Origin of the sequence: Neobacillus pocheonensis, assembly GCF_050477905.1 — a bacterium.
Taxonomy (GTDB): Bacteria; Bacillota; Bacilli; order Bacillales; family Cytobacillaceae; genus Neobacillus; species Neobacillus pocheonensis_A.
Genome location: NZ_JBCNAD010000032.1, coordinates 82,115 through 103,231, shown reverse-complemented (window position 1 = coordinate 103,231; position 21,117 = coordinate 82,115). Strand labels below are relative to the sequence as shown.

The window sequence follows — 21,117 nt, the reverse complement described above, 5'->3', positions numbered from 1 at the left end:
CTCTTCAGCGCATATTGCGGTACAGATGGTCTATAACATACTTGATCCTTCAACATGTTCTTCTACATATTTTATATTTCGAATTATATCTACCAAGAAAACGTTTGTCAATTTCTTATGATGATGATTCTGGTGATTCTCGCTGGATAAAATGATTTTTAGCATGAATAATCGCTACTTTTAGAACAACCAGGACCGGAACTGCTAGTATCAGTCCTAGTATCCCGCCGACATCTCCTCCAGCGGTTAACGCAAACATAATTAATAATGGATGCATATGTAAGCTTTTTCCGACAATATATGGGGATAGAATATTCCCTTCAAGAAATTGCAGACCGAAAACAATTACTAGTGTGATGATGACTAACTTAACGGATATCGTTGCGGCAATGATGACTGCCGGTACTGCCCCAATAATCGGTCCAAAGTAAGGGATTACATTTGTTGCACCAACAATTAGCCCTAATAACAAAGGGTATTTTAAATGAAACATCCAAAATAAAAGCGCCGAAATACTCCCAATAATGACGCAGACCAAAAGCTGCCCTCTAATATAGCTGCCAAGAGATTCATCAACATCCTTAAGAAAACTTGTTCCTTTCTTACGCCATTTTTTGGGAGTAAGATACCAGGCCACTCGTTTTATTAAAGGGTAATCCTTTAACATATAAAAGGCGATGAACGGAATAATCATCATGATTAAAGCTGAATTTAAAAAATTCATTAGTATGTTCACGATAATGGTTAGAAGGGAGTCCACCTTTTTTTCGATAGCATCAATTCCATCATTTATTCTAGATTGCAGACCATCGGGCCATGCTCTCGTGTGAGATTGTAAATGGCTGACCCAACCGCGGTATTGTTCGGCAAAGGCTGGGGCACTTTCAGATAGATCCTTTAATTGCTCAATGATAACTGGAATTCCTTTATAAAGTACAAAGCCAACCCCTCCAAAAAAAATTACATAAATGATGATAATGGCAAGCCCTCTGTGCAGACCTTTTTCATGTAACTTTTCAACTATGGGATGCAGTAAATAAGTGATAAACCCTGCTATGACAAAGGGGAAAACAATCATAGCAAGCATTTTAACTATTGGCAGCCATACAAAGCTGATTTTAAGGAAAACATAAATGGCAATTAACAAAAGGAGCAAAAATCCGATTCGGTAAAACCATTTCATTCGAATGTCCACGCCCTCGCCTCCTTTGGTTTATTGTTAGAGACATACCTTTGGAATATGCAAAATCCCCCTAAAATTAGGGGGACTTGAGTTTAAAAGATCGCTCGTTTAACTTTACGTTGCATTCTTTTCATATTGCGGGCAGACATCATATTATTTCTTTGTGCAATATTATATGCTGCCATGCCAGCACCAAAGGCAATCATCGACGTCATCATTTTATTCATACGTCTCACCTCTTAGTTAGATTGTATAACGGCGTTCTTCTTCCTCAAACAAATCATCCAGTGAACTTAAGGAACCGTCTTCTTCAACTTGATGGGTGTTGATTATACCTTTGTTAAGGGAAAGTTCAATAAAACAATTCCAGCAATAATATTGGTTGATACCAATTTTGCCGATATCCTTGCTTTGACAATTGGGACACTTAAACATGAAAAGACACCTCACGTATGTTTTACATCTACGATAATGGCATCCTTTCCGATCGCTAAGGGCTCCCCGGATTGAATAACTTGTTTCCCTTCCGTAATTTCCGAAAAGAAGCCATCCGTGATTTCGTACCCTACGATTGTGCCCAATTCTTCCTGAAAATATACATCTTTTAACATTCCAAGCGATTCCCCGCTCCTAGAAAGCATCATCATTCCGTCTAATGAATGCTGATGGGTAAGCGTATAATCTGGACTCTCATTTAACTTTTCCAAACACTCAGCATCTTCAATCATAACCCCATCGCAGCCAAAGGAAGCCACTTTTTGTATATCTAGAAAAAGGAATTGTTTGAAGAGAACGCCTTTCTTAACTAACAGACCGTTCACTTTGCCACTGCTGGAAATGCATAGGTCATGGACCTCGCCAATTCTTGTACCCTTTTTTGTCTCAAAAACTGGCTGTCCTTTCAATAATGAAAATGTCCGCAAAGAGTGTCCCACCTCCGTTCGAACATTTTTAGTTTCAGTCAGAAACCATATAATCATTAGCAGTAACGTTTTCCATTGTAGCTTCCAAAATAATGAATCAAAACTTCTTCAGGATTATTTAATTGCCTATTTACAAATATTATAAGAAATAGTGCATATGACAATGAAAGGAATCGGAAAATGAAAAAAAACTTTGTGGTTGTATGTAGTTTGATTCTATTATGGTTACTGAATGGATCTCCTTCTCTTGCTGCGAGCAACAACAATAGCAATATTTACGCTGTAAAATCTGGGGATACATTATGGAAAATTGCAAATAAATACGGGTCTTCTGTAGATGATCTTATAGCAGCAAATGGACTACAAACCAATTCGCTGTTAGTTGGTCAGAAATTGTTTGTTCCGACCCTGTATTCAGTTCATCCAGGGGATACACTTTGGAAGATTGCAGTAGCCTATAGTTCTTCGGTTGATCAAATAAAAAAAAACAACGGACTATCATCAGATATAATTTATATTGGGCAAATATTAAAGATTCCTCCTAAAAGACTACCTATGCAAGGCCAGTACATTCTTATGACGAGGGATGAATTTAGAAGCTGGTTATTTAACAATCGGTTTACTAGAAAAATAAACAAAATCCAAGAACATCACACCTACCAACCTTCCTACAAAAACTTTAACGGTTCGAATTATTTTACTTTGATGAAGGGCATGGAGGAGTATCATGTTACTCAAATGAAATGGAAAACAATCAGCCAGCACATCACTACGTTTCCGGATGGAAAATTAGTGCTTGGCAGGCCTATAAATATGGCTCCTGAAGGTTCTTTTGCTTTTAGCAACCCATCACTACGTGAAAAGATTGAAGCAGATTCGTTAGCGATTGAAAATTTGGGGAATTTCGATAAGGGTAATGATGTCATGACGGAGGCACAAAAGGAAACGATTGTTACTGTTGCGGCCTTGCTTAATATGAAATTCGGGCTAACGCCTTCCATTGATAGTATCACGTATCATCATTGGTGGGATATGACTACCGGGGAAAGAGTATTAGATAGTCCAGGACATAATGTTAAAACTTGTCCGGGAACTGGTTTTTTTGGCGGTAATTCCACAACAAGTGCAAAGACAAATTTTTATCCTTTAGTGATAAGAAAAATGCAAGAAATTAGAGCATCGATGCAATAAAACGTAAAAAGAGCTGTTTTTCGTGACAGCTCTTTTTAATTGGCTGTGTTTAACTTGGCTGTTGATTTCCGCTCCAGGCACTTCGCTTTCCGCGGGCGTGCCGGGGAGCCTCCTCGTCGCTTCGCTCCTGCGGGGTCTCCCCTGCCCCGTACTCCCGCAGGAGTCTTCGTGCCTTCCGCTCCAATCTACAGAGTTAAATTATCAACATTTACCTTTAAAACAGCCTTTTATTTATGTAATTTTCTCCATAAAATCGTAAGGTGACACATTTTCCATTCCTACCATCGGATTTACCAACATTAATTCTTCTTCAAACGACAATTCGTCGCTAGATTCTATTTGTACAGATTTAGATTCTAGAGAGGGAATGGAATCCCGAAGCTTTTCACATAAAGTCGTTTGCCTTTTGGATTCATCGGCTCGTTCAATACCCATCCTTAATGCTTCCTCTTCCCCGCATAGAATCAAGGATTGTTTGCTTCTCGTGATGGCTGTATAGATTAAATTTCGCTGCAGCATCCGGTAATAGCTTCGTGTAATCGGAAGGATGACAATAGGAAACTCACTTCCTTGGGATTTATGTACCGAACAACAATAAGCATGAGTGATTTGCGATAAATCCTGCCTAGTATATTCCACTTCATTTCCTTCAAAGGTAATATAAATCATATCTTGTTTTTCAGTGTTTTCTTTTGCATAGATAATCGAGATAATTTCACCAATATCCCCATTGAAAACATTGCTTTCCGGTTGATTAACGAGCTGAAGCACCTTGTCACCAATTCGGTACTTCACATCACCAAATGCAATTTCCTTGCGGGTGCCATCCGGGTTCGGATTAAAAATTTCTTGGAGCAAAACATTTAACCGATCGATTCCTGCCGGTCCTCGGTACATCGGGGCTAATACCTGAATATCTTTTGCAGTGTAGCCTTTATTTTTTGCATTGACCGCGACCTTTTCGACAACCTGTGAAATCTGGGCTGTTGAACATCTAATAAACGAACGATCAGCTTTCTTGGCCGTTACATCAGCAGGCAGGTATCCCTTTTTAATATCATGGGCAAGTTCGATAATTGACGAACCTTCTGCCTGACGGTAAATATCGGTTAATCGAACGGTTGGAATCCGCTGCGATTGCAGCAGGTCTTTCAATACCTGTCCTGGGCCTACAGACGGCAGCTGATCCTCATCCCCTACAAGGATAACCTGAATATTCTCCGGAAGCGCCTTAAACAATTGATTCGCAAGCCAAATATCGAGCATGGAGGTCTCGTCAACAATCAGGATTTTCCCTTCAAGGGGACTGTTTTCATCACGGTCAAAACCTTCTGAACCGTTAAAGCCTAAAAGCCTATGAATCGTCACCGCTGGAAGTCCTGTCGATTCGCTCATCCTTTTGGCCGCTCTGCCTGTCGGTGCGGCAAGCAAAAAAGGAAAAGGCTCATCTTTTTTATGGTAATCCTTAAGTTCCAATGAACAGCCATGCAATTCCGCATAAAGCTCGACAATTCCTTTTATGACAGTCGTTTTCCCTGTTCCAGGCCCCCCGGTTAAAATCAGCATCGGCGACATTAATGCTGTTTGAATCCCCTCTTTTTGAGTGGGCGCATATTGTACCCCAATACGTTCCTCCAAGCTTCCTAAGGCGAGCAAAAACTCCGATTCAGGAAATTGTTCTTTGTACTCTGTTTGTTTTAAAATACGATTGATACTTGTTACAAGACCTTTTTCAGCAAAAAATAAAGAGGGTAAATAAACTCGTTTTTCTTCCCCAATTATTTTTCCTTCTTCTTCTAGCTTAATGACCTCGTTGGATATATTCAAATAATCAATTTGATCTCGTTTGTTGTCTTCTAGTAGAGACTTTACACGTTCCAGCAAGTCCTCTGCATACATAAAAACATGCCCTGTTTGCATACATTCGTTTTCCAGTATATAAAGGCAAGCGGCTTTAATTCGGTCGGGATGACTCCCTGAAATCCCTAATTGGTAGCCAAGTTCATCTGCACGGCCAAAACCAATTCCTTCAATATCCTCAACAAGCTGATAAGGATTCTTTTGAATGGTATTTAAGGTTTCTTCTTTATACACCTGATAAATCCGCATCGACAGCTGCGGCCCAAAGCCATATTGATTTAAAGCGACCATAACCTGTTCAAGTCCTTGATGCTCCATTAATGTGTCGTAAAGGAGCTTCGCCTTTTCAGGAGGGAGCTTGGGAACGGTATCCAAAAGTGACGGCTGATTAAGAATTTGGGAAATCGCGTTTTCCCCTAACGTTTCCACAATATTTTCTGCCGTTTTTTTCCCTATCCCTTTAAACATTTCACCGGATAAATAAGCGATCACCCCTTGTTTTGACTGAGGCATATCCTTCCGAAAATGATTGGTTTGAAATTGCATCCCAAACTTGGGATGATCTTTAAACTCACCGTAGAAAACATAGGTTTCCTGTTCATGAATTTTGGGAAAGTAACCGGTTATGACGGCTTCTTTATCATCATACTGATCATTGGTTTCGTCTACACGAATTCTTAAAACTGTGTAGAGATTCTGTTCATTGTGAAAAATTGTGACGATCGGCCTGCCTTTAACAAACTTCCCCTGTTCGGCAAATAAATCAAGCGAGTTTTGTTTTTCCAATTTGCTCCCTCCTTTCAAAAGAATAGTAGACGTTATTGATTATTTTCGATTAATTTTTTAGCATGCCCTGCAAGCATATGGTCGGGTTGGATCTCCAATGCTTTTTGAAACATTTCTAATGCTTTTGCGCCATTTTCCTTAAAAGCGTAGGAAACCCCTAAATTATAATAAGCATCTGAATGATTCGGGTCTAATTGGATACATTTTTCAAATTGAACCATCGACTCATCAATGAGTTCCAACTGAGCTAAACATAGTCCATATTGAAAACGTGCTTCGGCATCATTTTCATTAAGTTCAACGCTTCTTTGCAAATAGGGAAGGGCAAATTTCCCTTGATCTAAGTTAACAAGTGTTAATCCTAACATAAAGTAATTATCGCTTGATTGGAGTCCTTTTTTCATTGCGGTCTCAAACATATTTTTAGCTTCATTGAGTAGGTCCTTACTGAAGAGTAAATTTCCGATACTATAGTAAGCTGCTGCTGCATTTTCATCGATTTCCAATGCTTTTTGGTAAAAATTCAGCGCTTTTTCATCATCGCCGACGGCAGATAATACATTGCCAAAATTAATATACGCAACAGGATCGTTCGGGTTTTCTTCAATGGCAGCATGAAATGCCTTTGCCGCCTCTTCCCAATTTCCTTCCTGCATGTGCTGTACACCTAATTGGTTTTTATCCATTCCATTCCACTCCATTCTAAATGAAAGTATACCATATTCCATAAAAAACCCCTGACTCCAGAACAGGAATCAGGGTCACTTTTTAGCCAACATAAGTTAGACGCTCACCATTTTTATACACTTCGTCAATCGTTCCGCCGCCAAGACATTCATCACCGTTATAGAAAACAACTGCCTGTCCTGGTGTAATGGCGCGGATTGGTTCATGAAAAATAACCTCTGCCCGACCGTCTTCCAAGAGGCGAACTGTTACCTTATTATCTTCCTGACGGTAACGGAATTTGGCTGTACATTCGAACTCGGTTGGCTTTGCTTGATTTGACACCCAACTGATACTTGTTGCGATAATCGAATCTGAGTATAGCTTATCATTATGAAAACCTTGTCCCACATATAGGACATTTCTTTTTAAATCCTTACCGACTGCAAACCATGGATCACCAGAACCACCGATGCCAAGCCCATGACGCTGGCCAATTGTATGATACATCAGACCTTCATGCTTGCCTTTAACCACACCATCAAATGTTTCCATATTTCCAGGCTGGGCCGGTAAATATTGACCTAAAAATTCTTTAAAATTGCGTTCCCCGATGAAACAGATCCCAGTGCTATCCTTTTTCGTGGCAGTAGCTAGGTTTGCTTCTTTCGCAATTTCCCTAACTCGTGCTTTTTCAAGATTGCCAATTGGGAACATCACTTTACTTAGCTGTTCCTGCGACAATTGGTTTAGGAAATAGGTTTGGTCCTTGTTTTCGTCAAGACCGCGGAGCATTTTGTATTCACCATCGCGGAACTCAACCCGGGCATAATGTCCAGTCGCTAAATAGTCAGCCCCTAGTTTCATCGCATGCTCAAGGAAAGCTTTAAATTTGATTTCTTTATTACACATCACGTCTGGATTAGGAGTTCTGCCAGCCTTATATTCCTCAAGGAAGTAAGTAAAAACCTTGTCCCAATATTGCTTTTCAAAATTAACGGCATAATAGGGAATGCCGATTTGATTGCAGACACGAATGACATCATTATAGTCTTCTGTCGCTGTGCAGACACCATTATCATCGGTATCATCCCAGTTTTTCATAAAGATGCCGATTACATCATAGCCTTGCTGTTTTAATAAAAGCGCTGCTACTGAGGAGTCAACGCCTCCAGACATTCCAACCACGACCCTTATGTTCTTTGGATCCTTTGCTTCCATTTCTTTTCACCTCTCTTTACTCTTTAAGCTTGTTATCTAATTTATCTTTTCAGACGCGAAACAACCTTAGCCGTTTCTTCAGCCGCCTTTATCACTTCTTCAGTTGTCGTAGTAAAGCCAAAACTGAAACGGATGGAATTGATTAATCGCTCTGATTGCTTGCCAAACATGGCTACAAGGACATGGGAAGGCTCGATTGAACCTGCCGTGCAGGCTGAACCGCTTGATACAGCAATTCCTGCTAAATCGAGATTCACAAGCAACGCTTCCACAGTTGTCCCTGGAAAGCTTAAGTTTAATACATGAGGCAGGGAATTTTCAAGCAATCCGTTTACCTCAAACTCGACACCTAATTCCTGAAGCTGTTGCAAAAGAGCATTCTTTAAACCAACAAACTTTTCTCGTTTGGCGGCGCGGTCTTCAGATGCGATTTCGACTGCTTCATGAAATCCTGCTATAGAAGCAACGTTTTCGGTTCCAGCGCGGCGTTTCCGTTCTTGCTCCCCTCCAAATATCCGGGGCGAAATTTTTATATCTGACCTTGCGTATAGAAAGCCCATTCCTTTTGGGCCATTTATTTTATGTGCGGAAACCGATAGTAAGTCAATTGAACTTTCATTAACATCCAATTGTTCCACACCATATGCTTGGACAGCATCCGTATGGAATTTGGCTTGATGATTTTTTAAAAGTTGTCCAATTTCTTTAATTGGCTGAATTGTCCCTACTTCGTTATTTCCATACATAATAGAAACTAGGATTGTGTCATCTCTTAATGCCGATTGGAGAGCATCTATCGAAATCCGCCCTTTTTCATCAACAGGTAAAAAAGTAACTTCAAAGCCCATTTTTTCCAGTTTTTTACAAGTATGAAGAACAGCGTGATGTTCAATTTGAGTGGTGATAATGTGCTTCCCATTATCCTGATAACTTTCGGCAACACTGAATAATGCCATATTATCAGCTTCCGTGCCCCCGCTTGTAAATATAATCTCGTTTTCCTTTGCCCCGATGCTACCAGCTAACGCAGCTCGTGCTAAATCAATATAATGACGGGCTTCCCTGCCAAATGAATGAATGCTGGAAGGATTTCCGAAAGTAGCATTCATGACTTCGAGCATTTTTTCAATCACTTTCGGATGCATAGGCGATGTCGCGGCATGGTCGAGATAGATTCGTTCCATAAAAAACACCTTCAATCAAAATAATTCTGTAGTATTACCTTTCACATTAAATGTAAAACATATAACCTTCTTCTGGTTCTTGATCTTCGCTGTGGCTAGCTAGATCTTCAAGTGTTGTATTATCTAAAACGTCCTTAATGGCATCGCGAATTCGAATCCATAGTTCGCGCTTGGCTGGTTCTTCATCTTCAATGCCTTCTACAGGTGTAATTGGTCCTTCAAGGACACGAATGACATCGCCAGCGGTAATTTTTGAAGGAATATCTGATAAAATATAACCGCCATAAGCACCTCTGATGCTCTTAACGAGTCCAGCGTTTCTTAATGGAGCAATTAGCTGTTCTAAATAATGTTCTGAAAGCTCATTTGCCTGGGCGATAGTTTTTAATGAAGTTGGTCCCTCTCCGTGTTTTTTAGCAAGCTCAATCATAATGGTTAAACCATAACGTCCCTTTGTTGAAATTTTCATTTATTAGCACCCCTATATTTAAATATCTATATTCACATTATCCTTAGTAAATTGATAGGCATTAGAATTATATCATATTCTTCTTTAATATGCTTTTCGAACAGAAAATGGTATTGTAAGGATAGTGATTTCTTAGGTTGGAGAGATGAACATGCAGCAAAAACCTTTAGCATTTCGGATGCGTCCTAGGACAATAGAGGAAGTAGTCGGTCAGCAGCATCTGGTTGGTGATGGAAAAATTATTGCGAGAATGGTGAAAGCAAAACAGTTGACATCGATGATTTTATACGGCCCCCCTGGAATCGGCAAAACCTCAATAGCTAGCGCCATTGCCGGTAGTACGAGGTATGCTTTTCGAACATTGAATGCCGTTACAAATAATAAAAAAGACATGGAAATTGTCGCAGCAGAAGCGAAAATGTCCGGGAAAGTAATCCTTCTTCTGGATGAAGTCCATCGTTTAGATAAAGGTAAACAGGATTTTTTATTACCTTACTTGGAAAACGGTATGATCACGTTAATTGGAGCAACAACTAGTAATCCTTATTTTGCGATTAATCCGGCGATTCGCAGTCGCTGTCAGATATTTGAACTTAAGCCTTTAACTCCAGATGAAATTAAACAAGCTTTGAGAAGAGCGCTAGACGATGAAGAGCGTGGCTTCGGGAGATTAAAAGTAGTTGTTTCGGATGAGGCACTGCTCCATTTTGCCCAAGCCTCGGGCGGAGATGTACGAAGCTCGTTAAACGCACTAGAATTAGCGGTGCTTTCCACAGATAAGGATGCGGATGAAAACATTCATATTGATGTAGCCTCCGCCGAAGAATGTTTACAAAAGAAAAGCTTAGTGGCGGATAAAGATGGGGATGAGCACTATGATGTCCTGTCAGCTTTTCAGAAATCAATTCGGGGTAGTGACGTTAATGCGGCCCTACACTATCTTGGGAGATTAATTGAGGCAGGAGATCTGGTAAGCATAAGCCGGCGCTTAATTGTGATTGCCTACGAAGACGTAGGACTTGCGAATCCGCAAGCCGGAGCCCGTACTTTGGCAGCGATTGAAACTGCAGAAAGAATTGGTTTTCCAGAGGCACGGATTCCTTTGGCAAATGCGGTGATTGAACTGTGCTTGTCGCCTAAATCAAACTCCGCTGTTTTGGCGATTGGGTCTGCCCTTGAAGATATTCGAAAAGGTATCGTTGGTGAAGTGCCAGACCACTTGCGCGATGCCCATTACAAAGGGGCAAAAGAGCTTGGCAGAGGAATTGACTACAAGTATCCCCATGACTTTGAAAATGGCTGGGTTCCGCAGCAGTATTTACCGAATAGATTGGTAAATAAAAAGTACTACCAGCCCAAGAAAACAGGTAAATTTGAACAAGCACTAGCAATCGTATATGAAAAACTCATACGAAAATAAGCAGGCACCATCTGAAATGGTGCCTGCTTTGGTTTTGTTATGCTGCAACATCCCGTTTTTTGAAGACGATGAAGGCAAAGAATTGGAAAACTACAAAATAGAGAAGGAGCATTAAGATAGAGAAGGATAGCGTCATCCCTTCCACTTTTGGTGAGCCTTCGAAATATTGCATTAAGTCGGTATTAGCAAATAAGATGTATTTCGCCCAAGAAAATTTCATGGACAGTAAGTCTGTGAATTGATCGCCAGTGAATAATAAGAATAGCGATAATCCGATTGCTAGCGAACTATTACGGAAAACGGATGAAATCATGAAAGCCATGGTCACGAGCATTATCATTTTGATAGAGCTTAAACCATAATAGATTAATAAATAAACGACAATATTTTGCTCGGTCACATGCCCATTATTATAATTCAAATACGGTACCGCTTGATCTGGCATCCCAAATAGAACCGCTCCCAGCGCCATGGAGAAAACAAACAAAATCGCAATCATAAACAATGCAAAAATTAATACAGTTACATATTTGGAAGTCAGTATTTTCGCCCGATTAATCGGTCTTATTAGGAGCAGCTTGATTGTCCCCCAGTTAAATTCACTGGCCACTATCCCTGCAGAAACGATGATCGTAAATAATCCCGCTAATATAATTAGCTCAGAGGCATTCTCCACAAATGACCAAATATTATACTTTTCATGTGGATTAAGATGATGCTTAATTCGATAATCATTGAGGGCAATTTCTTTTTTAAAAAACTTCTTTTCTAGACTCGTCTGACTTTGAACCATCTGTTTCTTTAAAGCATCATTTTCTTGCTGTAAGGATTGCTCCCAATTTTTATCGACAGTCACTTGGCTGTTAGTATCCTGGTATTTAAAAAAGATACCGACAATGATGGTGACAGCAATCAAGATGGCTATCATGACATAAGTTCCGGGCCGTTTAAAAATCTTCATCCATTCATTCTTGATTAAATTAAGCATGGGTTGCAGCCTCCTTTTCTTTGGTAACTTCCAGGAAGCGATCCTCTAATGTTTTTGCCACTTCTTTTATCCCAAATACTTGGATTTCCTCATTAACTAACATTTTAATTAGGTTAGGAATATCTTCCTTTGAAAGTTCAACGGAAATGCCATTCCTTGATCGGGTTGCCTGTGTGTTTGGCAGGCTGGATTTTATGAGGGCTAATGCCTTGTCGCTTGGCACTACTTCCAGTTCATAACTCACACCTGTGCTTTGAACAAATTCTTGCACTAATTGCACATCAATCAGTTTACCGTTTTGAATGATCCCAATTCGATCGCACATCATTTCCATTTCCGAAAGTAGGTGACTCGAAACAATAACGGCCATATTTTTTTCTCTTGCTAATTGGCGGACATAGTCGCGGATTTCTCTGATACCTGCCGGGTCCAAGCCATTTGTAGGTTCATCGAGGATTAATACTTGCGGGTCATGCAATAGACACTGTGCTAATCCCAACCGCTGCCGCATACCGAGTGAATAGGTTTTTACTTTATCGTGGATGCGGTTTGTTAAACCGACAAGCTCCACTGTTTCAGCAATTTTTTCTTTGGTGATTCCTTTAGTCATTCGAGCATAATGAACCAGGTTTTGATTGCCAGTTAAGAATTTATACATTTCCGGATTTTCAACGATTGCACCAACATGTCTAACCGCAGCTTCAAACTCAGTTTTGATGCTAGCCCCACCTATCATAATGTCCCCAGAGGTAATTCCCATCAAACCAACAATCATCCGAATGGTCGTCGTTTTACCGGCTCCATTTGGGCCAAGAAACCCGAAGACCTCCCCTTTATTTACTTGGAAGCTAATATGATCAATGATGGTTCTGCCTTTAATTACTTTAGTGACATCTTTTAATTCAACTATAGTTTCCACACTTTTCTCCCCTTCCCCAACTTAGTTTACATTATTGTTGAAAAATTTTCCTGTTCAAAGGGCTGTGCCTTTAAAAATCATTATACTTCGAGGGCGCGGCTGGCTTAAAACGGCTGAGGATTGAATGCGGTCTAGGGCTAGAGACTGAAAATTGTTAACGAAATATTCATTTATTTTTAATAAATCAACATAATTATTTTTTACAATTGAGTAGATATCAGACTTGAGAGGAAGTGGAGCATGTTATTAAAGCCCCGTACACCGTCCATGGAATTGAAAATTCTTCGATCATTAAATTCACGAATGTCATTGTCACCAGATGAGCGTATGCACTATTGGAAGCTTGAAAAAGGCTACCAAGGGGAGGTGATGTTTGATCAATTAACTGTAAATCTCCAAAGCGACAAATTTGTTATAAATGATTTGTGCCTTCCGAATAACAACTCTTTTTTCCAAATTGATACACTAATTATTTCTCAAGAAACGATTTACCCTTTTGAGATAAAAAACTTTGAGGGTGATTATTATTTCGATTCGAATTCGGAATCAGACGGTTTCTATACGATGAAAAAGGAAGAAATTCAGAATCCTTTGGTTCAATTAAAACGCATCAAATTACTACTAGGACCATTACTCAAAAACCTTGGATTTCATGTTCCTATTGATGGTTATGTCCCCTTTGTTAACCCCAAATTCACCTTGTATCAAGCTCCATTAGACAAACCCATAATTTTTCCAACTCAGCTTGATAACTTTATAAAAAAATTTAACCAGATCCCGTCAAGACTAAGTGGCAAACATAGAAAGCTTGCGGACCAATTAATCTCAATGCATCTTACTGAAACTCCATATAGCAGAACAATTCAATATCAATTTAGACCGCTGAAAAAAGGAGTCCTCTGTTCCACTTGTTTTTCTTTTATGTATTTTGATAATGGCGGTAAATTGGTGTGTGGAAAATGTGGGTGCGAAGAAGATGTAGTTATTGGAGTTATAAGGAGCGTCGAAGAGATTAAACTTCTTTTTCCCGATTTGAAAATTACGACGAATCTGGTGCATGAATGGTGTGGGGTTATTGGGTCTAGGAAGATGATTCGGAGGATATTAACTAAAAATATGAAGGTAATAGGGTATGGGCGTTGGTTTTATTATGAATGAAATTATGTAATAATTATTATTTTGGTCACTTAGCTTCTTAGCTAAGTGACCTTTTCTACGTTAACTTAATCTCCTTCTGTTACCACGTTAGGTCACGTAGACCTTTTCTACGTAACCCTAATCTCCTTCTCTTAACACTTTCGGTCACGTAGACCTTTTCTACGTTACCCTAATCTCCTTCTCTTAACACTTTCGGTCACGTAGACCTCTTCTACGTTACCCTAATCTCCTTCTCTTAACACTTTCGGTCACGTAGACCTATTTATGTTAGCAATTTCAACTCTACATTCCAGAAAGGGTCGCAGAAAAAACCCCGAACCACAAAGGTCCGGGGCGTTAACGAGTTATTTCTCATCCGATACACGGCTAATTTTGATATCTTTCAGTAATTCCCTCACCACATAACTCGCCATGATCAGTCCTGCAGCGGATGGGACGAAGGCATTTGAAGAAGGAGGCATTTTCGCTTTACGGATAGCTGCCTGATCGTTCCCTACCTCTTTGCGGACGTCTTCGCGAATAACAATTGGGCTTTCATCGGAAAACACGACCGGAATTCCTTTGTGGATTCGCTCTTTCCGCAACTTTGTACGAATAACCTTCGCAATCGGATCCGTATGAGTTTTCGAAATATCGGCAATCTGGAAGCGGGTTGGATCCATTTTATTGGCGGCTCCCATGCTCGAGATAATCGGAATATTGCGCTTTAGGCACTCTTTCATCAAATGAATTTTGTACATAATGGTATCCGAAGCATCGACGACAAAATCCAAGTTATAGCCGAAAATATCTTCATACGTTTCCTCGGTATAAAACATCTTAAGGGAAATGACTTCACAATCCGGATTAATATCCTTTATCCGCTCTTCCATGATTTCAACCTTCGGTCTGCCAACAGTTGAAAGAAGAGCGATTAACTGACGGTTAACATTTGTGATATCAACATCATCCTTATCGATTAGCACTAAACGCCCAACACCGGAACGTGCTAGCGCTTCTGCCGCGAAAGAACCGACACCGCCTATTCCTAAAACAGCTACGGTACTCCCCTTCATTATTTCTAAGCCTTCTTTTCCGATGGCAAGCTCATTACGAGAAAATTGATGCAGCATTTATGTTCACTCCAAATTTAATTTCAATTTATTATTTATTTTTTCACCATAAAAATATATCATACCCATCCATAAATACAAGTATATTTATAGGAATTCCCTACAAATAAAAACCTCCCGTATGATAACAGGAGGTTAACTGTCGAAAAAAATAGAAAAGAGTCCCAATGATGCCGTCGCTTTTGATCCTTAGTTTTGATCCCGCACTCAGCAGGGGGGTGTCCTATTCCCGAATTTGTAAGTCCTCTTACTCGTAAAAGAGTGAGGCATTTACGCAATCAGAAAACTCCGGACTCCCGAATAAATAATGTTCGGTCAAAACTTCAGGTAACACAACGTACATTTCAGGACTCTTTTGAATTGACTTTATAATACCATATTAAGATTCGTCATTCAAGGGTTCATGAAAACGAATTCATTCGCTATTTATTAATATTTAGTGACAAATTTAGCTCTTTTAATTGCGCCTCTGAAACCTCACCTGGTGCATCTGTTAATAAGCAGCTTGCACTAGCAGTCTTCGGAAATGCGATGGTATCGCGAAGGTTAGTGCTGCCCGCAAGTAGCATTACCAGACGGTCAAGACCTAGAGCAATCCCACCGTGAGGAGGAGTCCCGTATTCAAACGCATTTAACAAGAATCCAAATTGCTCACGTGCCTCTTCCTGTGTAAAGCCAAGGACGCTAAACATTTTTTCTTGAATGTGACGCTCAAAAATCCTTAACGAACCGCCGCCCAATTCGTAACCATTTAGAACAAGGTCATAGGCCTGAGCACGCACTTTAGACGGATCAGAATCCAAGAACTCAAGGTCTTCTCTAAAAGGCATTGTAAAAGGATGATGGGCAGCATAATAGCGGCCTTCCTCTTCATCATACTCAAGTAAAGGCCAGTCAGTTACCCATAAGAAATTGAAAAGACTTTGATCGATTAAACCTAATTCTTTTCCAAGTTTTAAACGAAGCGCCCCTAAAGCATCTGCGACGACACTCTTCTTGTCAGCAACAAATAAGAGCAAATCTCCAGCTGCCGCTTCAAGAGTTGCAACAAGCGCACTAGCATCTTCTTCAGAGAAGAACTTTGCAATCGGACCCTTCAAGCCTTCCGCATCTACCTTTAACCAAGCGAGCCCTTTTGCACCATAAACAGCAACGAATTCGGTTAATGCATCGATATCCTTACGTGAATATTTTTCTGCAGCGCCCTTAACGTTAATAGCCTTTACTTGGCCACCGCCAGCAACCGCAGCTGCAAAGACTTTAAAACCTGAATCTTTAACGATTTCAGAAAGGTCAACAAGCTCTAATCCAAAACGAGTGTCTGGTTTATCAGAACCGAAACGGCTCATCGCTTCATCGTAAGTCATCCGCGGGAAAGAAGCTGGAACGTCTACTCCCTTAACTTCCTTCATTACCTTTGTCATCATATTTTCCATCAAGCTGATAATATCCTCTTGACTTAAAAAGCTTGTTTCAATATCAATTTGGGTAAATTCAGGCTGACGGTCTGCACGTAAGTCCTCATCACGGAAACAGCGGGCGATTTGGTAATAGCGTTCAACGCCGCCGACCATGAGTAACTGTTTAAAGAGCTGCGGTGATTGTGGCAGCGCATAAAATTCACCAGGATGTACCCGGCTTGGCACTAAATAGTCACGTGCTCCTTCAGGCGTACTTTTTGTTAAAATTGGTGTTTCAATATCTAAGAAACCTTCTCCGTCAAGAAAATCACGGATTTGTTTAGTTACTTGATGGCGCATTTTTAAAGTTTCAAAAATAACGGGACGACGGAAGTCTAAATAACGATATTTTAGACGAACATCCTCGGAGGCATCGGTTTTATCGGAGATCATAAATGGAGGTGTTTTTGCCTCATTTATGATCGTAACGACCTCAGCTTGAACTTCAATTTTTCCTGTCTTTAAATTGTCGTTCACAGTACCAGGCTCACGGCTGACGACTGTTCCAACAATATCAAGAACGTATTCATTACGAATTTTTTCAGCTGTTTCCAGAGCTTCCTTTGATAAATCAGGATTAAAGACAACCTGAACAATTCCGGTACGGTCGCGCAGATCAATAAAAATTAATCCACCTAGATCCCTTCTTTTTTGAACCCATCCCTTTAATGTTACTTTTTCCCCAACTGCTGTCTCTGGTACTTCACCACAAAAATATGATCTGCCAAACATTTCTTAATCCCCCTTATCGTTGTAACCCCTGAAAATATTGAATGAAAGATTCAAGTGCTACTTCTTCCTGTTCACCTGTAGCCATATTTTTTACATTGATTTTGTTGTTTTTAAGCTCTTCGTCACCAAGAACGGCGACATATTTGGCCTTAAGGCGATCTGCCGCCTTAAATTGTGCTTTTATTTTTCGATCCAAGTAATCTCTTTCTCCTGAAAAACCAGCCGTACGAAGCTGCTGCAATAATCCCACCGTATAGTCCTTAGCTTCCTCGCCAAGTGAAGCCAGATAGCAATCAATACCTTCATTGATTTCAAGCTCAATTCCTTCAGCATTAAGAGCTGCGATAAAACGCTCGATACTTAAGGCAAAGCCTATACCCGGTGTTTCCGGACCGCCAATTTCTTCTGCCAAGCCATTATAGCGACCGCCTCCGCATAAAGTCGTAATCGCGCCAAAGCCCTCAGCATTACTCATAATCTCAAAGGCTGTGTGATTGTAATAATCCAAGCCGCGCACTAAGTTAGCATCCACTTCAAATGGAATATCAAGCTGAACTAAATACTTCTGCAATTTTTGAAAATATGCCTTCGAATAATCATTTAAATAATCGAGAATCGATGGTGCTGATTTCATTAATTCGTGATCACGGTCCTGCTTGCAATCAAGAATGCGCAGCGGATTCTTTTCAAGGCGGTTTTGACAGTCATGACAAAACTCTCCGATTCTCGGCTTAAAGTGGTTGACTAACGCTTCGCGGTGAGCGGTTCTGCTCTCCTTATCGCCAAGGCTGTTAATAATTAACTTTAGCTTCCTTAAACCCATTTCTTTATAAAGGTTCATCGCAAGCGAAATCACTTCTGCATCAATCGCTGGGTCATTACTCCCTAATGCTTCAATTCCAAATTGAACAAATTGGCGGAAACGACCTGCCTGCGGACGTTCGTATCGGAACATTGGTCCCATATAATAAAGCTTTACAGGCTGGTTTGCATAACCGAACATCTTTTTCTCGACAAACGACCTTACGACTGCTGCCGTGCCTTCTGGTCTAAGAGTAAGACTCCTTCCGCCCCTGTCTTCAAAGGTATACATTTCTTTTTGAACAATATCTGTAGAATCGCCGACGCCTCTTGAAAAAAGATCTGTATGTTCAAAAATCGGTGTCCGGATTTCTTTGTATTGGTATTTTTCACAAAGCTCTCTTGCCTTTTTTTCTATCAGCTGCCATTTCTCAATTTCACCTGGCAGAATGTCCTGTGTTCCTCTAGGTATGCTTATCGACATCTTAGGAACCCTCCTTCTATCTAAAACATGAAATTATGTACTTTAAGAAAACAAAAAACTCCCATCCCTTGTATCAAATACAAGGGACGAGAGTTTAGATCCCGCGGTGCCACCCTAGTTGAAGCGTCCCGAAAATGGACGGCTTCCTCTTAAACAGTTAACGCCTGCAACGTTCTTCTCCTACTAAAGGTTATACTTTTTCAGAGAGAAACCTACGGAGTGTTCATTCATTAAGTCACATGCAGAAATGCTTTCAGCCTAGGGCATTTCCTCTCTTTTCATGGGTTCACTTAACTACTATGCTCCATCAATGGTTATATCCGATTAGGTTTTATATTTATATAATAATACGGAGCATCGCAAGCATTGTCAAGAGAGTTTTACGATCTCTCTAAAAGTTTTTTTAACTTTCTGACATCCCTCATCGTCAATCCGAATTCTGATGCAAGTTCAACGGATGTAGCGTGCTGTTCTTTTTCGATAAAATCGTGAAAATCCACCCCAAAAAGCCGTCCATTCATGGATTGTGCGTTCATTCCTTTTTCACTTGCTCTCATTCCAATCACCTCTGCCCTTTCACTCGATAGGCTTATTATTTCCATCCTTGTGAAAAAATTGCACGCTCGAGAGGAATTTCAAGATTTGTTGGCCAAAATTAACAATTTAGGAATGATTTTCACTAATTTTTACGATAAAATAAGGAATTAGAAAAGGAGGGTATGAATGACCAAAAAGTTTAGTTTACTGCTATTATCTTTCATTCTTTTTTTCGGAGCCTTCCTGCCGCAAGGAAAAAGCAGCGCAGCTAGTGGTTCCATTATTATTTCAAGTGAAACTGTTAATGTTCGCGGAGGCCCCGGATTAAGTTATCCACTTGTAAAAGTCGCAAACCGAGGCGAAAAGTATTCGATCGTTAAGGAAAAGGACGATTGGATTGAGATTCAGTTGTCTTTTGGTAAGACAGGCTGGGTCGTCAATTGGCTCGTGACGAAAGAGAATGAACAGAAAACAGCTAATGCAGCCTCGTCATCTGAATCAAAAAGTACGGTTGCTATAGCCAATACCGATCAATTAAGGGTTCGTTCCGGGCCTGGGACAAGCTTTCGGATTGTTGGATTCTTAAATAAGGGACAAGAGGTTTCAGTACTTGATCAAAATGAAAACTGGTATAAAATAACCTCCACTTTTGGTGAAGGTTGGGTGGCAAAAGAATTTTTAGATTCGAGAACTGGCCAAACAGAAAACAAATCGGCAGCCACTTCTTCAAAAGAGAGTAATACTGGTGTTGTAAATGGGGATACCTTAAACGTCCGCAAAGAGTCTTCATCATCTAGTACGATTATTGGGAAGCTTACCAAGGGTACAAATGTAACGATTTATACCAAACAAAACAAATGGTATGAAATTGGCTTCGGGAATATAAGAGGTTGGGTCAGTTCCGAGTTCGTTGATATTCAATCTGGCTCAGCAGAGGACAAGCCGGCAGAATCTAGCAGCTTTATCGGGACGGTAACTGCCAATAGTCTTAGTATCCGCTCAGGTGCCTCGTTAAATGCTGGTATAATCGGCAGCGTAACGAAGGGGCAAAGTTTTACGATACTAGATGAAAGTAATAATTGGGCAAAAATAGAATATAAGACTGGTAGTTTCGGCTGGGTGGCTGGCTGGTATCTAGATAAATCAACTGAGAAACCTAATACTGGAACGTCATCAGGAAAGGAAACTACAATTACCATTCTGCAAGATGGGACTAATATACGAAAACAAGCAAATGTACAATCGGATGTCGTCCAACGCGTGAATGAAGGCGATACGTTTTCAGTCATTAGCGTAAAAAATGATTGGTATGAAATCAAACTTAAAAACGGAAAAACTGGGTTCGTGGCCGGGTGGATTGTCTCGACGAACGGTTCGGCGCCACGAATTGAAAAGTCCGGGGCAGAAGGCTACTTAAAAAATAAAACGATTGTACTAGACCCTGGTCATGGTGGCGGGGATAATGGGACAACTGGAGCAAATGGAACGCTCGAAAAAGAGCTTACACTTCGGACAGCCCGGCTTTTATTTGATAAATTAACCGCTGCAGGTGCAGATGTCTATTTGACTAGAAATAATGATTCCTATGTAACACTCCCATCTCGGGTCAGTTTAGCAGCAATTAATCGCGCTGATGCTTTTATTAGTCTGCATTATGATAGCAATTTAGATCGAAGTGTCCGTGGCATGACTGGATATTATTATCATTCCTATCAAAAATCGCTGGCAGATACGATTTACTCATCGACGGTTGGGCAAACAAATTTGAAAAATCGCGGGGTTCGTTTTGGCGATTTCCATGTCATCCGGGAAAATAGTCAAAAAGCAACTTTAATCGAGCTAGGTTATTTAAGCAACCCGGAAGAAGAAATGACATTAAAATCCGGTGCATTCCAGGAAAATGCTGCATCAGGTTTATATGACGGACTAGCGAGATTTTTTAAAGAAAACTAGAAAAGCGCAAGCGCCTTGGTTAGGCGCATACGCTTGACAAAAAAGGCTCGGCACTAAAATGAATAGTGCC

At 40.4% G+C, this 21,117-nt stretch carries 19 protein-coding genes, 1 other RNA gene and 1 other annotated feature; of the genes, 4 read left to right on the top strand and 16 right to left on the bottom strand.

The window, feature by feature from the left end:
• Positions 1-115 precede the first annotated feature (115 nt).
• The 4 genes from ABES02_RS17825 to ABES02_RS17810 all read right to left on the bottom strand — a co-directional run bounded on the left by ABES02_RS17825 (position 116) and on the right by ABES02_RS17810 (position 2,106).
• Positions 116-1,195, bottom strand: coding sequence for an AI-2E family transporter (locus tag ABES02_RS17825; RefSeq protein WP_430137716.1), 1,080 nt, complete (start codon positions 1,193-1,195; stop codon positions 116-118).
• Between the two features lie 80 nt (positions 1,196-1,275).
• On the bottom strand, positions 1,276-1,410 hold the full coding sequence (locus tag ABES02_RS17820) for a YrzQ family protein (RefSeq protein WP_430137714.1): 135 nt from the start codon (positions 1,408-1,410) through the stop codon (positions 1,276-1,278).
• A gap of 16 nt (positions 1,411-1,426) precedes the next feature.
• The gene (locus tag ABES02_RS17815; protein ID WP_430137711.1) at positions 1,427-1,618 is read right to left on the bottom strand and encodes a hypothetical protein; all 192 of its coding nucleotides are present in this window, start codon (positions 1,616-1,618) and stop codon (positions 1,427-1,429) included.
• An 11-nt stretch (positions 1,619-1,629) separates the two neighbouring features.
• Complete coding sequence (locus ABES02_RS17810; protein ID WP_430137708.1) at positions 1,630-2,106, bottom strand: PRC-barrel domain-containing protein; 477 nt, start codon at positions 2,104-2,106, stop codon at positions 1,630-1,632.
• Positions 2,107-2,286: 180 nt separating this feature from the next.
• On the opposite strand from ABES02_RS17810, the gene ABES02_RS17805 reads away from it, so the two are divergent.
• Positions 2,287-3,297, top strand: coding sequence for a LysM peptidoglycan-binding domain-containing protein (locus tag ABES02_RS17805; protein WP_430137705.1), 1,011 nt, complete (start codon positions 2,287-2,289; stop codon positions 3,295-3,297).
• Between the two features lie 231 nt (positions 3,298-3,528).
• Here the strand turns inward: ABES02_RS17805 and recD2 are convergent, their stop codons facing one another.
• The 5 genes from recD2 to cymR all read right to left on the bottom strand — a co-directional run bounded on the left by recD2 (position 3,529) and on the right by cymR (position 9,483).
• On the bottom strand, positions 3,529-5,943 hold the full coding sequence (gene recD2 / locus ABES02_RS17800) for an SF1B family DNA helicase RecD2 (RefSeq protein ID WP_430137703.1): 2,415 nt from the start codon (positions 5,941-5,943) through the stop codon (positions 3,529-3,531).
• Between the two features lie 32 nt (positions 5,944-5,975).
• On the bottom strand, positions 5,976-6,629 hold the full coding sequence (locus tag ABES02_RS17795; protein WP_430137880.1) for a tetratricopeptide repeat protein: 654 nt from the start codon (positions 6,627-6,629) through the stop codon (positions 5,976-5,978).
• Between the two features lie 82 nt (positions 6,630-6,711).
• Positions 6,712-7,830, bottom strand: coding sequence for a tRNA 2-thiouridine(34) synthase MnmA (gene mnmA, locus ABES02_RS17790; RefSeq protein WP_430137700.1), 1,119 nt, complete (start codon positions 7,828-7,830; stop codon positions 6,712-6,714).
• Between the two features lie 41 nt (positions 7,831-7,871).
• Positions 7,872-9,014 (bottom strand): cysteine desulfurase family protein, encoded by a 1,143-nt coding sequence (locus tag ABES02_RS17785; RefSeq protein WP_430137697.1) that lies wholly within the window; start codon positions 9,012-9,014, stop codon positions 7,872-7,874.
• Positions 9,015-9,060: 46 nt separating this feature from the next.
• Positions 9,061-9,483 carry a cysteine metabolism transcriptional regulator CymR gene (cymR, locus tag ABES02_RS17780; RefSeq protein ID WP_430137695.1) on the bottom strand — a complete coding sequence of 141 codons (423 nt, stop codon included), beginning with the start codon at positions 9,481-9,483 and terminating at the stop codon, positions 9,061-9,063.
• A gap of 151 nt (positions 9,484-9,634) precedes the next feature.
• Between cymR and ABES02_RS17775 the strand changes: the two genes are divergently transcribed.
• Entirely contained in the window at positions 9,635-10,903 is a 1,269-nt protein-coding gene (locus ABES02_RS17775) for a replication-associated recombination protein A (RefSeq protein ID WP_430137692.1), read from the top strand.
• Positions 10,904-10,940: 37 nt separating this feature from the next.
• Here ABES02_RS17775 and ABES02_RS17770 read toward each other — a convergent pair whose 3' ends face one another.
• Both ABES02_RS17770 and ABES02_RS17765 read right to left on the bottom strand, forming a co-directional pair.
• A complete protein-coding gene (locus tag ABES02_RS17770) occupies positions 10,941-11,891 on the bottom strand; it encodes an ABC transporter permease (RefSeq protein WP_430137690.1) in 951 nt (316 codons plus the stop codon).
• Complete coding sequence (locus ABES02_RS17765; protein ID WP_430137687.1) at positions 11,884-12,810, bottom strand: ABC transporter ATP-binding protein; 927 nt, start codon at positions 12,808-12,810, stop codon at positions 11,884-11,886. Before ABES02_RS17765 ends, ABES02_RS17770 begins: the two co-directional genes overlap by 8 nt.
• A gap of 240 nt (positions 12,811-13,050) precedes the next feature.
• Between ABES02_RS17765 and ABES02_RS17760 the strand changes: the two genes are divergently transcribed.
• Entirely contained in the window at positions 13,051-13,968 is a 918-nt protein-coding gene (locus ABES02_RS17760; RefSeq protein ID WP_430137684.1) for a nuclease-related domain-containing protein, read from the top strand.
• A gap of 344 nt (positions 13,969-14,312) precedes the next feature.
• Here the strand turns inward: ABES02_RS17760 and ABES02_RS17755 are convergent, their stop codons facing one another.
• The 5 genes from ABES02_RS17755 to ABES02_RS17735 form a co-directional block, all read right to left on the bottom strand.
• On the bottom strand, positions 14,313-15,080 hold the full coding sequence (locus ABES02_RS17755; protein ID WP_430137682.1) for a tRNA threonylcarbamoyladenosine dehydratase: 768 nt from the start codon (positions 15,078-15,080) through the stop codon (positions 14,313-14,315).
• Between the two features lie 157 nt (positions 15,081-15,237).
• Positions 15,238-15,434, bottom strand: a non-coding RNA gene (ssrS, locus tag ABES02_RS17750) — 6S RNA.
• A 68-nt stretch (positions 15,435-15,502) separates the two neighbouring features.
• Positions 15,503-17,272, bottom strand: a complete 1,770-nt coding sequence (gene aspS / locus ABES02_RS17745) for an aspartate--tRNA ligase (RefSeq protein ID WP_430137679.1) — start codon at positions 17,270-17,272, stop codon at positions 15,503-15,505.
• Positions 17,273-17,285: 13 nt separating this feature from the next.
• Complete coding sequence (gene hisS / locus ABES02_RS17740) at positions 17,286-18,557, bottom strand: histidine--tRNA ligase (RefSeq protein WP_430137676.1); 1,272 nt, start codon at positions 18,555-18,557, stop codon at positions 17,286-17,288.
• A 79-nt stretch (positions 18,558-18,636) separates the two neighbouring features.
• Positions 18,637-18,877 (bottom strand) — a binding site (T-box leader).
• A 60-nt stretch (positions 18,878-18,937) separates the two neighbouring features.
• On the bottom strand, positions 18,938-19,114 hold the full coding sequence (locus tag ABES02_RS17735; protein ID WP_430137673.1) for a hypothetical protein: 177 nt from the start codon (positions 19,112-19,114) through the stop codon (positions 18,938-18,940).
• Between the two features lie 166 nt (positions 19,115-19,280).
• On the opposite strand from ABES02_RS17735, the gene ABES02_RS17730 reads away from it, so the two are divergent.
• A complete protein-coding gene (locus tag ABES02_RS17730; protein WP_430137671.1) occupies positions 19,281-21,047 on the top strand; it encodes an SH3 domain-containing protein in 1,767 nt (588 codons plus the stop codon).
• Positions 21,048-21,117: the final 70 nt, after the last annotated feature.

Bases quoted from the DNA above. Each gene is read 5' to 3' on its own strand.
- ABES02_RS17805 (WP_430137705.1), top strand. From the start codon at position 2,287: ATGAAAAAAAACTTTGTGGTTGTATGTAGTTTGATTCTATTATGGTTA.
- mnmA (WP_430137700.1), bottom strand. From the start codon at position 7,830: ATGGAAGCAAAGGATCCAAAGAACATAAGGGTCGTGGTTGGAATGTCT.
- aspS (WP_430137679.1), bottom strand. From the start codon at position 17,272: ATGTTTGGCAGATCATATTTTTGTGGTGAAGTACCAGAGACAGCAGTT.
- ABES02_RS17755 (WP_430137682.1), bottom strand. From the start codon at position 15,080: ATGCTGCATCAATTTTCTCGTAATGAGCTTGCCATCGGAAAAGAAGGC.
- ABES02_RS17795 (WP_430137880.1), bottom strand. From the start codon at position 6,629: ATGGATAAAAACCAATTAGGTGTACAGCACATGCAGGAAGGAAATTGG.
- ABES02_RS17820 (WP_430137714.1), bottom strand. From the start codon at position 1,410: ATGAATAAAATGATGACGTCGATGATTGCCTTTGGTGCTGGCATGGCA.
- hisS (WP_430137676.1), bottom strand. From the start codon at position 18,557: ATGTCGATAAGCATACCTAGAGGAACACAGGACATTCTGCCAGGTGAA.
- ABES02_RS17770 (WP_430137690.1), bottom strand. From the start codon at position 11,891: ATGCTTAATTTAATCAAGAATGAATGGATGAAGATTTTTAAACGGCCC.
- ABES02_RS17730 (WP_430137671.1), top strand. From the start codon at position 19,281: ATGACCAAAAAGTTTAGTTTACTGCTATTATCTTTCATTCTTTTTTTC.
- ABES02_RS17815 (WP_430137711.1), bottom strand. From the start codon at position 1,618: ATGTTTAAGTGTCCCAATTGTCAAAGCAAGGATATCGGCAAAATTGGT.
- cymR (WP_430137695.1), bottom strand. From the start codon at position 9,483: ATGAAAATTTCAACAAAGGGACGTTATGGTTTAACCATTATGATTGAG.
- ABES02_RS17760 (WP_430137684.1), top strand. From the start codon at position 13,051: ATGTTATTAAAGCCCCGTACACCGTCCATGGAATTGAAAATTCTTCGA.
- ABES02_RS17735 (WP_430137673.1), bottom strand. From the start codon at position 19,114: ATGAGAGCAAGTGAAAAAGGAATGAACGCACAATCCATGAATGGACGG.
- ABES02_RS17775 (WP_430137692.1), top strand. From the start codon at position 9,635: ATGCAGCAAAAACCTTTAGCATTTCGGATGCGTCCTAGGACAATAGAG.
- ABES02_RS17785 (WP_430137697.1), bottom strand. From the start codon at position 9,014: ATGGAACGAATCTATCTCGACCATGCCGCGACATCGCCTATGCATCCG.